Source organism: Paenarthrobacter sp. NEAU-H11 (assembly GCF_050573415.1).
Lineage (GTDB): Bacteria > Actinomycetota > Actinomycetes > Actinomycetales > Micrococcaceae > Arthrobacter.
In genome coordinates this window covers 108117-120753 of record NZ_JBNZGA010000002.1, presented here as the reverse complement: position 1 = coordinate 120753, position 12637 = coordinate 108117, and the positions used below count along the sequence as shown (strand labels likewise).

The window sequence follows — 12637 nt, the reverse complement described above, 5'->3', positions numbered from 1 at the left end:
GGTCAGCCGAGCGCAGCCGCCAGCTCCTCGATAATCTCGAACTGTTCCCGCACGCCGCCCTCCATGCCGGACTGCGCGATCATGTCCCGGACTTCCTTGCTGCCCGCGTTGGTGCGGATGCGCACCACGGTCGCGCCGCCGTCGGCCTCCTCAAAGGTGACCGTGGTGACCACCGCACCCTCCTCGCTGTCCGGCCGCGTTCCCGGCGTCTCCATCACCTCGGTGTGGACAATCCGCTCGTTCGGGACGATCTCCCGGTACGTCCCGTGGAAGGCCACCTCGAATTCGCCGTGCGCCACCATGACGTACCGCCAGGCCCCGCCCACACGGAAGTCCATGTCCGCCACGGTCATCCCGCCGCGCCGGCCGGGCCACCACCTCCTGACCAGTTCCGGCGTGGTCCAGGCCTTGTAGACGAGATGCCGGGGTGCGTTGACCGTGCGCGTGATGAGGATTTCCTCGTCGGTGGGGAAGCTGATGTCCAAGGTGTTTGTTGGTGCCATTGCCCTGCTCCCTTATTCTTGCGTGTCTTCCTGTTGAAGATCCTCGAGAACGTCATCGAGCAGCTCGAAGCGCTCGTTCCAGAGATGCTGGTAGCCCGAAACCCAGTCGTGGATAGGCTTCAGCGCCTGCGGGTTCAGCCGGTACACCCGCTGCCGCCCTTCGTCGCGGACCACGACGGCGCCCACCTCGCGAAGGACCCGCAGGTGCCGGGACACGTGTGGCTGGGCCAGGCCGAGCAGGTCAACGATCTCGCTGACCGGCCGTTCGCCGGCGGCCAGGGCGTCCAGGATTTCGCGCCGGCGGGGTTCCGCCACCGCGTTGAACGCGTCCGCTGTTGTTGCCGCCCGTGCCATGCCGCGATTGTATATCCATATGGATATGGATTGGAAGGGCTGCGCGGCACCCTCCAAGGGCCGACTTTCGGCCCTTCACAAACGGATGAATCTGAGTAGTGTCCGGACTATGGAAGCCATCATCCACACTGTTGAATTGCACAAGCATTTTGGCCGGGTGCGGGCCCTCGACGGACTCAACCTGGAGGTCCAGCGCGGCGAGATCCACGGGTTCCTTGGCCCCAACGGTGCGGGCAAGTCAACCACCCTCCGCGTCCTGCTGGGCCTGGCCAAGGCCACCTCCGGCACGGCCACCGTCCTGGGCCTCGACCCGTGGACACAGTCGGTAGAGCTGCACCGCCGCCTCGCCTATGTCCCCGGCGACGTCCGGCTCTGGCCCAACCTTTCCGGCGGCGAGACCATCGACCTCCTCTCCCGCCTCCGCGGCGGCACCTCCGACTCCCGCAGCTACCGGGAGCGCAAGGACCGTCTCTGTGAAGCGTTCGACTTCGACCCTGGAAAGAAGGGCCGCGCCTACTCCAAGGGCAACCGCCAGAAGGTGGCGCTGATCGCGGCCCTGGTGACGGACGCCGAGCTCTACCTCTTTGACGAGCCCACGAGCGGCCTTGACCCGCTCATGGAGGCGGTGTTCCGGCGGGAGGCGCTGGCCGCCGTCGGACGCGGTGCAACGGTGCTCCTGTCCAGCCACATCCTCTCCGAGGTGGAAGTGCTCTGCCACCGCGTCAGCATCATCCGCGCCGGCAGGATCGTGGACGGCGGCACGCTGGACTCGCTGCGCCACCTCACGCGCACGGAGGTTTCCTTCGCAGCGGACGGGCTGGACACCGGTTCCCTGGCTCAGCTGGGCGCTGTGCATGACCTGACGGCCGACGGCGGCAGGGTCAGGTTTGGTGCCGACTCGGACCGTATTGCGGAGGTGCTTCCGGCCCTGGGAGCCCTGGGCGTCCAGGGGCTGACCATCACGCCGCCGTCCCTGGAGGAGCTGTTCCTGCGCCACTATGGTGACACCTCGGTGCAGGCCAACGCGGAGACTGCGGAGAACGGGCCTGCCCAGCACGCCCGGCGGCGGCACCTGCTCGGCGCGAGGGGCCGTGGCTGAGGTGCGCGAGCTCCGGATCCTGTGGAGCCAGCGGCTGCGGCGTGACCGCTGGCAGCTGGCCATCTGGGTGCCGGGCATCGGCGCCCTCGCCCTGTTCTCGGCAACGGCGATCCAACAGACCTACGGCGACGAATCCAGCCGGGCGGAGCTCCTGCAGATAGCGGTTGCCACACCCGCGATCCTGATGCTCCGCGGCCTGGCGCGCGGGGCGGGCGTCGGCGCCTTCACCTTCTTCCAGATCTACTCCTTCCTCGCACTGCTGGCAGGCCTGATGAGCACCTTCCTCGCTGTGCGGCATGCCCGGGCCGACGAGGAAACCGGCGCCGCGGAACTGGTGGCATCCACCCCCGCCGGGCGCCTGACTCCCGCGGCTGCGACGATCCTGCACGGGACCGCTGCCAACGTCCTCGTGGCGCTCGCGGTGTTCGCAGGCTTCACGGCGGCGGGGCTTGATCCCACAGGTGCCCTGGTTGCGGGAGCCGCCACGGGCGCCGTCGGGCTGGCATTCCTCGGTATAGGCCTGCTGGTGGCCCAGCTGATGGCCACATCCCGCGGCGCCAACGGGTTCTCCGCGGCGCTCGTCGTGCTGGCGTACATCCTGAGGGGCATCGGGGACGCCACCGGAACGCCGGACCCGGGCGGGACGGTGGTCACAGCGGGGCCCGCCAGTTGGTTTTCCCCGATCGGCTGGGGCCAGCAGACGTTCGCGTACACCGGCGACCGGTGGTGGCCGCTGCTCCTGCCGCTGGCGCTCGCCCTCGCCTGCGGGGGTGCGGTCTGGCTCATCCTGAACCGGCGCGACAGCGGCGCGAGCGTGTGGGGCGCGCTTCCCGGCCGTGCTGCTGCCCGCCCCGGGTTGAACAGCCCTGCGGCCCTGGCGCTGCGGCTGCAGGCGGGGTCGATCATAGGCTGGAGCATCGGCGGGCTGGCGATGGGGCTGCTGGCCGGGTCCATCGGCAGCGCCATCGCCGCCGCGGACACTGTCAACAGCAGTGTCACATCCGCCCTGCGGGCCATGATCCAGGCGCAGGGTGTGTCCCTGACCCAGCTCATGGTGTCGGCCATGTTTTCGGTCGCCGGGATCCTGGCAGCCGCCTGCGCGCTGCAGGCCATCATCAGGATGCGGCAGGAGGAGGCTGCCGGCACGGCCGAACTCCTCCTCGCCACCCCCGTCAGCCGGATGCGCTGGCTGGCCAGCTACCTTCTGCTGGGCGCGGCCTCGGTGGTCCTGGTGATGTTCCTGACGGCGTTCGGGGCCTGGGCATCGCTGGCGGCAGCCGGCGAGGACTCGATGGACGCCGGTGCCATCTGGGAGACCGCCGCAGCCCAGCTTCCCGCGGCGTTCATCTACCTTGCCGTCCCGGCGCTGGTGTTCGTCCTGTGGCCATCGGCAACCATCGCTGCCAGCTGGGCATTCCTGGGCGCGGGCGTGGTGCTGGGCATCTTTGGCGGGATGCTGGGGCTGGACCAGGCCATCCGCGACCTCTCGCCGTTCACCCACACCCCTGTTCCCAGTGGTTCGACGACGGACTGGAGCGGAGCGTGGTGGATGCTGGCCATTGCCGTGGCTACTGCCGCCGTGGCCGCGGCAGCGATGCGGCGCCGCGAAACCGGGACAGCCTGACGGCGGGGACGGTTCCTGACACCACCGCCGTGCACCTGCCGGAGGAGGACGCAGACACAAAGGAGGCCAGCCGTGACCATCATCGACAACGCCGTATACGTCGGCGGGCTGCGGACGGAGGATCCGGGCAGCCTGGACGAAACCTACTTCGTGCTCCGCCAGCGCGAGGGGATGGCGTGGATCGGCCTCTACCGGCCGGACCCCGCGGAACTGCAGTCGGTGGCCGAGGAATTCGACCTCAGCGCGCTCGCCGTCGAGGACGCCCTGGCCGGCCACCAACGCGCCAAACTGGAGCATTACGGCGAGTGCGTCTTCCTGGTGCTGCGGCCGGCCCGCTACCTGGATGATGTGGAGAAGGTGGACTTCGGCGAGATCCACGTCTTTGTCGGCGCCGACTACGTAGTGACCGTGCGGCATGCCGAATCCCCGGACCTGGCCAAGGTGCGCCGGCGGATGGAGGCCATGCCGGAGTTCCTGGCCCTGGGCCCGGATGCGGTCCTTTACGGCATCCTGGACCAGGTGGTGGACGAGTACGAACCCGTGGCGGCGGGGCTTGAAAACGACATTGACGAGATCGAGGACGACCTCTTCGGGGCGGACCCGGAGGTCTCCCGGCGCATCTACGAGCTTTCCCGCCAGGTCATCATGTTCCAGCGCGCCACCAGCCCGCTGGCAGGGATCCTGCAGGTGCTGATGGCCGGGACGCCGGAGCGGGAGCCCGATCCGGAACTCCAGGACCACTTCCGCGACGTGCTGGACCACGTGCTCCGGCTCAATGAACGCGTGGCATCCTTCCGTGTGCTGCTGCAGAACGCACTGGCCGTGAACGCCGCGCTCGTGGCCCAGCGGCAGAACGACGAGATGCGCCGCCTCACGGAATCCAGCATCGCCCAGAGCGAGCAGGTCAAGCGGATTTCCTCCTGGGCGGCCATCCTGTTTGCGCCCACGCTGGTGGGAACCATCTACGGCATGAACTTCCGCTCCATGCCGGAGCTCGACTGGGTGTTCGGCTACCCGTTTGCCCTTGGCCTGATGATTGCCATGGGGCTGGCGCTCTACGGGACCTTCCGCCACAACAGGTGGATCTAGCCCCCGCTTGTACAGTGGGTCCATGCCCACGCCGCTGCCCACCGTGCCCCCGTTCGAGGAACTCCTGGCCGGCGCGCACGTCGTGAGCCTGCCCATGCGGGTCAAGTTCCGCGGCATCATGGAGCGCGAGTCCCTGCTGCTGCACGGCCCCGCCGGCTGGGGCGAGTTCTGCCCGTTCCCCGAGTACGGCGACGCCGAGGCCTCCCGCTGGCTCGCCGCCGCCGTCGAAGCCGGCTGGCATGGCTTCCCCGCCCCGCTGCGTTCCGTGATCCCCGTCAACGCCACGGTTCCCGCCGTACCCGCGGACCGCGTGCCGGACGTCCTGGCACGCTTCGGCCGGGTGGACGCGGTCAAGGTCAAGGTGGCCGAGCAGGGACAAACGCTGGACGACGACGCCGCCCGCCTCGCCGCCGTCCGCTCCGCCCTCCCGGACGCCGCCGTCCGCGTCGACGCCAACGGCGGCTGGGACGTTCCGGCCGCCGTCGAGGCACTCACCCGGCTGGCCGGCGTCGGGCTTGAATACGCAGAGCAGCCGGTGCCCACGGTTGAGGGCCTGGCGGAGGTGCGGCGAGCCCTGCGCGAGGCAGGAACGCCGGTGCTGATCGCGGCCGACGAAAGCGTCCGCAAGGAATCCGACCCCCTGCGGGTTGCCCGCGCCGGCGCGGCGGACCTGATCGTGGTCAAGGTGGCACCGCTCGGGGGAGTGCGGCGCGCCCTGGACATCGTGGCACAGGCCGGGCTGCCCGCCGTCGTCAGTTCCGCCCTGGACACCTCGGTGGGAATCCGCGCGGGACTGGCCCTGGCGGCAGCGCTGCCGGACCTGCCGTATGCGTGCGGTCTGGGGACGGTGTCCCTGTTCGAATCGGACATCACCCGGGATCCGTTAGTGGCCGACGACGGCGCCATCCGCCTGCGTGACGTCGCCGCCGACGCCGGGCTGCTGGAGCGGTACGCGGCTTCCGCGGAACGGCGGGACTGGTGGCTGGACCGGCTCCGCCGCGTCCACGCGCTCCTGGCCGCCCACTAGCCCACCCCGACGCTCTCTCACTTAACGTGCCTTTTGGGCCGACGCTCTCTCACTTAACGTGCCTTTTGGGCCGACCCTCTCGCATATGCGCAGGTCATCAGGGGTTACCGGCGGGTTTACCTCCGGTTCACCTCGCTGACGGCTCCCCGTAGGAACCGGCTGGCAGGGTGAGGGCACCGCATCGATTTTTTGGAAGGCAACCATGTCTGAAACTGCCCGCAAGTTCACCCTGCTGCCGATGCTCGGCCACACCAAGGGCAAGCGCAGCGCCGTCACCTGCGCCCTGAAGTGCGACAACGCCTGCGCAGGCGACGTCTGCAACACCAGCTCCAACAGCTACTTCCGCGACATCGCCTCCGCCACCATGTCCCGCCGCGCCGCCCTGGGCTTTGGCGCCGCCGGTGCCCTCGCCGTCGTCCTCGGCAGCGCCGTCACCTCGCCGGACTCCGCACAGGCCGCCGGCCTCTCCAAGGCCGCGAAGGAAGGCTTCGGCGCGTCCAAGCTGCAGTTCACCGCCATTCCCTCGATTGATGCGATGGTGGACGCTGTCACCGTGCCGGAAGGCTTCACCTGGAAGCCGGTCATCCGCTGGGGAGACCCCATCTTCAACGACGCGCCGGAGCTGGACCTGAACAACCAGACGGTTGCAGCCCAGGAAAAGCAGTTCGGGTACAACAACGACTACACGGACATCCTTGAGATTCCGGGCAGCAAGGGCCGCCGCGCCGTTCTGTTCTCCAACCACGAGTACACCAACGACGCCATCATGTTCCCTCCCGCCATGCCGGCCGAGCAGCAGCGCAAAGTGGGAGCAGCCGCGCACGGGCTGACCGTGGTGGAGCTGGAGCGCCACAACAAGAACCAGCCGTGGACCTACGTCAAGGGCGCGGCACTGAACCGCCGCTACCTGAACAGCACGGTCTACGAACTGACCGGCCCCGTTGCCGGATCGGCACTGGTCAAGACCGTTGAGGACAAGGACGGCCGCTTCATCAAGGGCACCCTGGGCAACTGCTCCGGCGGAACCACCCCTTGGGGCACCATCCTCTCCGGTGAGGAAAACTTCCAGGGCTACTTCGTCGGCAACGGCACTTCCGCCGGAGACAAGCGCTACGGCATCACCAGCAAGCCAACCGCCCGCAAGTGGGAACTGGACGAGGACCGCTGGGACACCCGCAAGCCCGGCTACGAGAACGAGGCCAACCGCTTCGGCTGGATCGTGGAAGTCGACCCGTTCGACCCCACCTCCACCCCGAAGAAGCACTCCGCCCTGGGCCGCTTCAAGCACGAGGGCGCCAACGTCATCATCGCCGAGTCCGGCCACGTGGTGGCCTACTCCGGCGACGACGAGCGCTTCGACTACCTGTACAAGTTCGTTTCCAAGGACAAGTACATTGAGGGCGACCGCAAGCACAACATGACGCTGCTCTCCGCCGGCAACCTGTACGTCGCCAAGTTCACCGGCAACTCACCGGCCGCTGAAATCACCGGCACCGGGGCAGTCCCCGCCGACGGTGCGTTCGACGGCATCGGCCAGTGGCTGCCGCTGGTGGTGGACGGCAAGTCCGCTGTTGCGGGCATGACCGTCGAAGAGGTCCTGGTCTACACCCGCCTCGCGGCCGACAAGGTTGGCCCCACCAAGATGGACCGCTGCGAAGACGTGCAGCCCAGCCTCCACACCGGCAAGGTCTACGTGGCGTGCACCAACAACTCCAACCGCGGCACCGGAACGAACGAAGGCGCCACCGAGGTCAACCCGCGCAACCAGAACCGCGACGGCCACATCGTGGAAATCACCGAGACCGGCGACCAGACCTCCACCACCTTCACCTGGAACCTGCTCATGGTCTGCGGCGATCCCAAGCAGGGCGACGTCACCTACTTCTCCGGCTTCCCGGTGGACCAGGTCTCGCCCATCTCCTGCCCGGACAACCTCGCGTTCGACTCCGTGGGCAACCTCTGGATCTCCACCGACGGCGCCCCCTCCGGCATCGGCCGCGCGGACGGGCTCTTCAAGGTCACTCTGGAAGGCGCGGAGCGCGGCAAGGTAGAGCAGTTCCTGGCTGTTCCGCGCGACGCCGAGACCTGTGGCCCCGTCATCCACGATGAGGAGCGCAGCGTGTTCGTCGCCGTGCAGCACCCGGGCGAGGACGGCACGTTCGAGACGCAGGTATCCTTCTTCCCTGACTACGTCGCGGAAGGCACGACGCCGGCTCCCGGCCAGGTGCGCGCACCCCGCCCGTCCGTGGTCCAGGTGTTCCGCACCGACGCCTGATCCCCGCCCGATGTGAGGCGCTCTCTCACCTTTCGCCCTGTCCGGGCCGAAAGGTGAGAGAGCGCTTGGGTTTAAGCGACATTAAGTGAGAGAGCGTTTGGGTTTAAGCGACGTTAAGTGAGAGAGCGCTTTTAGCCGATCAGGCCCGCGCCGAACTCCTCGTCGGCGATGAGCGGCTTGATGACCGCCTCCACCTCGCCCTGGACGAAGTTGCGGCGGATCACGTCGTTACCGAATACGTTGCCGATCGCACCCAACACCATGGCCTGGTCCAGCGAGAGGTACCGCCGGGCGATGGTTCCGGACTTCACGGCCACGGCATCGAAGAATCCGCCCTGGCCGTAGGCGCCGAGGTCGTTCTCGATCTTCACGAGGTTGTCGTATGCCTCTTGGGGCTCGTACTCCATGGCGAGGAACGCCGCGTGCGGAGTGACCACGCCGTCGCCCCAGGCCGGCGTCGGGTTGGTGGCCGGCCGGCAGCCCTCAAAGCCCACGTCAACGCTGGTGCGTTCGACGTCGGACGGGTAGCCGTCGCTGCTCATGCCCAGGATGTCCACGCCCCATTCGGAGTACCCGCCGTTGGGGTGGCTGGCCGGGGAGAAGCCCCAGTATCCGTACTGGGCCTCGTCCAAGCCGAATTCGCGCTGCGCCCGCACGGTCAGGGGGTGGTTGATGCCCCAGGCCTTCGGTGCCCAGGTGGCTTCGGGGACGAACAGGTCGGGCATCAGAGCCTCAAACATGTCGCCTCCCCAGCTCGGGACGATCCGCATTCCGCGGTACGTGTAGGCGCCTTCGAAGACGTCGATGCCCATGTAGGTCCGGTGTTCGCCGACGGGCTTCTGTTCCTGCCAGGACCAGTCGCAGGTGTCGGGGAAGACGCGCATGGTGGCGAAGTAGTGGGATGGCGGAATCTGGCCCAAGGCTATCCCGATGTACGTGGCGATGCGCGGCTCGGAGTTGGTGATGTCGTAGTGGTTCATGGTGTAGAAGACGTCGGGGCCCTTGCCGAGGTAGTTGCCCTGGATAGTTTCCACCGTCGGTTTGACGTCGTAGAACCCGCCCCGCAGCAGGCCAGCCGCCACACCCGCCCGGGCGTCCTTGTTGTAGAAGATCCCGAAGTCCATCCTGCCAAGGATGGTGTTCGCCAAGCCGGCCACCTTCGGCTCGGCGTTGCGGACCACCATGAGGGCGGCAGCGAACCAGCCATTGTCGACGCTGGACATGAATGGCGCCACGGGGTTCCCGTTCTCCGGCCAGATGGTGATGACCTCGCCGGTGGCCTCGTCGTACCAGTTGTAGAGCATGCCGCTGGGCTCATGGTGCTTGAGCCCGGCCAGCGTGGTGAGGGTGCGCGTCAGCCGTTCCCGGCACTCGCTCGCGCTGATGATGTTCAGCTCGCGGGCCACCACCGTGCTCCACATGTAGCCGCCGATATTGGTGGGCGACGTGAAGCGGCTGCGCTTCGGAGCGGTGGTGGACTCGCCAATGTAGTCTGCCGGCAGGCCTGTTTCGGGATCCGTCATGGCAACCAGGGACTGCCACGTGTCGTGCGCCCAGCGGTTGATGGTTTTCCGGTCGATGCCCTCTTTGTTCCGCGCCCGGGACAGCGGCGCTCCCAGCCCGGATGCAGCGGGTGAGGCGGACCGGGCGGCATGGCCCGGAGTCGCGGATGCCGCAGCGAGGCCCGTCACAGCGAACGCGGCCGCTCCCGCAAGAAGCTGGCGACGCGTGGCGGTGGAGATGCTTGGGTTTGGTCCAAGGTTGCGGCTCATAGTGTGTCTCCTGGCGTTTCCATGGTTGTTGCGGCGGCCGGTTCGGGCAGGGCGAGGCCGTGCCCGAACGGGAAGAGTGGATCTGCGGTGTCGCCCGGTACGTCCGGACGGGAAGCACGCACGGCGTCCATGGACCGGGGGATTTCGAACGGCAGGCGGCCCCTGGGCCCGATGCGTCCGAACAGGGCGTCCAGGAGAGCCCCGTCCGAGACCCCGAAGGTGCCCACCAATGCTGTGGCGAAGCCGGCCAGGGGCGTGAGGATGGCAGGCCGGTCCAGCCGCACGTCGATGACCAGCGGAACCTTTTCGGCCAGGGTGCGGAGCCGGGAGATGAGGCCCGGCGGGAAATCCAGGCTTCCGGCGTGGAAATGCTGCTCCAGGAACAGGTCGTCGCGGTGGTCCCAGGGCGAGTGCAGCCGGATCAGGGCAACGTCCGCCTCGGCGGGATCCTGCACCGCGGTCCCGAAGCCGTCGAGGCTTGCGGGATCCATTCCTTCCACGTACACCGCCGGTGAGCCGGACAGCGGCAGGACCGGCCCGGCGTCGGACGTCCCGTTGGTCAGCACGGTGACGGACCGGGACTGCGCCCGGTGGCCCTCACGCCGGAACTCGGCGTTCCCCACAATGGCGTCTGCTGCGTCCTCATCCACGAACGGGTTGTCGAACAGGCCCAGCTGGAACTTGACCAGCAGCAGCCGGCGCGCGGACTCGTCGAGGCGCTCCTCGCTGACCAGGCCGTCGCGGACCAGCCCGATCAGCAGGTCGGTGCACTCCTCGCCGCCGAACTGGTCCACGCCGGCGTTGAGGATCTTCAGCATGCGTTCGGGCGCGGTGAGCTCCTCAACGCCCCAGGCCCGCGCCGGGAGCACCTGGTCGCCCACGATGTTGTCATTGACCAGTTCCCAGTCGCTGAGGACCACGCCGTCATAGCCGAGTTTTTCCCGCAGGAGGTTGGTGATGATCTGCTTGTTGTAACCGAAACCGACTTCCTCAACCGGCTCGCCGTCGAGTTCAACCCCGACAGGCATTCCGTAGTAGGGCATGATGGCGCTGGTCTTTTCGGCAATTGCCGCCCGGAACGGAGCCAGGTGCTCGTCGAAGCGGCCGCCGGGGTAGACCTGCTCGCGGCCGTAGGGGAAGTGCGCGTCCTCGCCGTCGGCCTGTGGACCGCCGCCGGGGAAGTGCTTGGTGGTGCACGCGACGCTGTCCGGTCCCAGCTCCTCGCCCTGGAACCCCTGGAGGTACTCCACCACGTAGGCTGCGCTGATCGCGGAGTCCTGGCCGAACGTCCCGGCCTGCCGGCACCATCGGGGTTCGGTGGCAAGGTCAACGGTTGGGTGCAGCGCCGCGCGGATCCCGACGGCGGTGTATTCCTTGCGCGCGATCTCGGCGAAGCGGCGGATGAGGTCTGTGCTGCCCACGGCCGCGAGGCCGATCGGCTCGGGCCACTGCGAGAAATGGGCGGCCGTGAACGAAACGCCGGAGTTTTCGATGAACGCGTGGCGCGGGTCTGTGGAGATCGTCACGGGAATTCCGTGCGGGGTTTGCGCGGCCAGCTCCTGCAGGGCGTTGCTCCAGCGGGCGGCCTCGCGGGCGCTGCCGAGCGCATGGACATTGAAGTGGTTCATGAACTTGCCCAGGATCACCGTGCTGGTGGGCGATTTGCTGATATTGCCCGGGGTCTCGAGCAGGGTGCCTTCCGGACCGGTCTCGATGACGGTGTGGAACATCAGCCCGGCCTTTTCCTCGAGGCTGAGGCGGCCTACCAGGTCTGCGGCGCGCTCCTGCGGGCTGAGGTCGGGATTTTCGAAGGGATCCATGATCCCGTTGCCGTTGAGGTCCCGGAACGTTTTTCCGTCGGCGACGGGCGTCCCGGGGCGCGGGTGATTCTGGGTTTCAGTCATGGGGACTTTCTGGGGAGGTGGGGGGCAGGGACGGCTATTTGATGCCGGTGGCCGCAACGCCCTGGATGAAGTACCGCTGGAGGGCGACGAAAAGCAGGATGATGGGCGTGATCACCAGCACCGAGCCGGCGAGGAGCAGCCCGTAGTCGGTGGCGTTCTGGCCCGTGGAGTAGAGGGAAAGTGCCACCGGCAGGGTGTACATTTCCTCGCTCTGCGCCACCACCAGCGGCCAAAGGAAGTTGTTCCACGAACCGAGGAAGGTCAGGATGCCGAGCGTGGCCAGCGGCGGCCCGCACAGCGGCATCACGATCCGCAGGAAGGTGCGCAGTTCGCCGGCGCCGTCGATCCGTGCGGCCTCGATAAGGGAATCCGGGATCCCGGCGATGAACTGCCGCATCAGGAACACACCCATCGGTGCCGCGAGGAACGGCAGGATCAGGGCCGGATAGGTGCTGACCATCCCCAGTTTGCTGATCAGGACGAACAGCGGGACGAACGTCACCACGCCCGGGACCATCAGCATGACCATTACCAGCAGGAACAGGAAGCGCTTGCCCGGGAAGTCCATCTTGGCCAAGGCGTAGCCAACCATGGAGCAAAACAGCAAGTTGCCGAGCACGGTGAACACCGCCACCACAACGCTGTTCAGGAAGAAAGTGCCGATCTGCAGCTCGGTGAACCAGACCACGAAGTTCTCCAGCGTGGGCTGTTCCGGCCACCAGGTGATGGGACGGCGGAGCAGCTCTCCCTGGGTCTTGAAGGCGCCAAGGAACATCCACGCGAAGGGCAGCAGTGTGGCAGTGACGGCGACCAGGAGGACTGCGTACGTCAGTGCCCGGTGTGCGGGCGGCCGGCCGGTACGACGGCGGCGGGCCGGGCCGGGCGGGGCGGCCGGCACCCGGGGGCCTCCCGCCGTCGTCCGTTCGGCTTTTTTGCGTTCTGTCAGCATTTTTTCCGTGGGGGTGGGTGCGGTTTCCGGGATTGTCATGG

The 12637-nt window shown here is 67.7% G+C and carries 10 protein-coding genes; 5 read left to right on the top strand and 5 right to left on the bottom strand.

Annotation, left to right across the window (positions count from 1 at the left end; all coding sequences use genetic code 11):
• Positions 1 to 2: 2 nt before the first annotated feature.
• Together ACQ3DC_RS03115 and ACQ3DC_RS03110 are read right to left on the bottom strand one after the other, a co-directional pair.
• Positions 3 to 503: an SRPBCC family protein gene (locus ACQ3DC_RS03115; protein ID WP_321214179.1), complete on the bottom strand. Its 501-nt coding sequence runs from the start codon at positions 501 to 503 to the stop codon at positions 3 to 5.
• A 12-nt stretch (positions 504 to 515) separates the two neighbouring features.
• On the bottom strand, positions 516 to 857 hold the full coding sequence (locus tag ACQ3DC_RS03110; protein ID WP_157241502.1) for an ArsR/SmtB family transcription factor: 342 nt from the start codon (positions 855 to 857) through the stop codon (positions 516 to 518).
• Positions 858 to 966: 109 nt separating this feature from the next.
• Here ACQ3DC_RS03110 and ACQ3DC_RS03105 point away from each other — a divergent pair, with 109 nt between their 5' ends.
• From ACQ3DC_RS03105 to ACQ3DC_RS03085, 5 genes are all read left to right on the top strand, one after another.
• Positions 967 to 1956 carry an ABC transporter ATP-binding protein gene (locus ACQ3DC_RS03105; RefSeq protein ID WP_321214178.1) on the top strand — a complete coding sequence of 330 codons (990 nt, stop codon included), beginning with the start codon at positions 967 to 969 and terminating at the stop codon, positions 1954 to 1956.
• Positions 1949 to 3580: an ABC transporter permease gene (locus tag ACQ3DC_RS03100; protein ID WP_321214177.1), complete on the top strand. Its 1632-nt coding sequence runs from the start codon at positions 1949 to 1951 to the stop codon at positions 3578 to 3580. The genes ACQ3DC_RS03105 and ACQ3DC_RS03100 overlap by 8 nt, the downstream gene beginning before the upstream one ends.
• Before the next feature lie 72 nt (positions 3581 to 3652).
• A complete protein-coding gene (locus ACQ3DC_RS03095; RefSeq protein WP_430751490.1) occupies positions 3653 to 4669 on the top strand; it encodes a magnesium and cobalt transport protein CorA in 1017 nt (338 codons plus the stop codon).
• A gap of 22 nt (positions 4670 to 4691) precedes the next feature.
• On the top strand, positions 4692 to 5696 hold the full coding sequence (locus tag ACQ3DC_RS03090) for an o-succinylbenzoate synthase (protein ID WP_430751489.1): 1005 nt from the start codon (positions 4692 to 4694) through the stop codon (positions 5694 to 5696).
• Between the two features lie 202 nt (positions 5697 to 5898).
• The gene (locus ACQ3DC_RS03085; protein WP_157241505.1) at positions 5899 to 7971 is read left to right on the top strand and encodes a PhoX family protein; all 2073 of its coding nucleotides are present in this window, start codon (positions 5899 to 5901) and stop codon (positions 7969 to 7971) included.
• Positions 7972 to 8102: 131 nt separating this feature from the next.
• On the opposite strand, the gene ACQ3DC_RS03080 is transcribed toward ACQ3DC_RS03085, so the two are convergent.
• The 3 genes from ACQ3DC_RS03080 to ACQ3DC_RS03070 are packed head-to-tail and all read right to left on the bottom strand — an operon-like array spanning position 8103 to position 12596.
• Positions 8103 to 9743, bottom strand: a complete 1641-nt coding sequence (locus ACQ3DC_RS03080) for a glucoamylase family protein (RefSeq protein WP_430751488.1) — start codon at positions 9741 to 9743, stop codon at positions 8103 to 8105.
• Positions 9740 to 11647: a glycoside hydrolase family 3 protein gene (locus ACQ3DC_RS03075; protein WP_421092417.1), complete on the bottom strand. Its 1908-nt coding sequence runs from the start codon at positions 11645 to 11647 to the stop codon at positions 9740 to 9742. The genes ACQ3DC_RS03080 and ACQ3DC_RS03075 overlap by 4 nt, the downstream gene beginning before the upstream one ends.
• Positions 11648 to 11681: 34 nt before the next feature.
• Positions 11682 to 12596: a carbohydrate ABC transporter permease gene (locus tag ACQ3DC_RS03070; RefSeq protein ID WP_157242995.1), complete on the bottom strand. Its 915-nt coding sequence runs from the start codon at positions 12594 to 12596 to the stop codon at positions 11682 to 11684.
• Between the last annotated feature and the right edge of the window lie 41 nt (positions 12597 to 12637).

Excerpts from the sequence above, each read along its gene's own strand:
- ACQ3DC_RS03085 (WP_157241505.1), top strand. The coding sequence starts at position 5,899 with ATGTCTGAAACTGCCCGCAAGTTCACCCTGCTGCCGATGCTCGGCCAC.
- ACQ3DC_RS03070 (WP_157242995.1), bottom strand. The coding sequence starts at position 12,596 with ATGCTGACAGAACGCAAAAAAGCCGAACGGACGACGGCGGGAGGCCCC.
- ACQ3DC_RS03110 (WP_157241502.1), bottom strand. The coding sequence starts at position 857 with ATGGCACGGGCGGCAACAACAGCGGACGCGTTCAACGCGGTGGCGGAA.
- ACQ3DC_RS03080 (WP_430751488.1), bottom strand. The coding sequence starts at position 9,743 with ATGAGCCGCAACCTTGGACCAAACCCAAGCATCTCCACCGCCACGCGT.
- ACQ3DC_RS03105 (WP_321214178.1), top strand. The coding sequence starts at position 967 with ATGGAAGCCATCATCCACACTGTTGAATTGCACAAGCATTTTGGCCGG.
- ACQ3DC_RS03090 (WP_430751489.1), top strand. The coding sequence starts at position 4,692 with ATGCCCACGCCGCTGCCCACCGTGCCCCCGTTCGAGGAACTCCTGGCC.
- ACQ3DC_RS03075 (WP_421092417.1), bottom strand. The coding sequence starts at position 11,647 with ATGACTGAAACCCAGAATCACCCGCGCCCCGGGACGCCCGTCGCCGAC.
- ACQ3DC_RS03115 (WP_321214179.1), bottom strand. The coding sequence starts at position 503 with ATGGCACCAACAAACACCTTGGACATCAGCTTCCCCACCGACGAGGAA.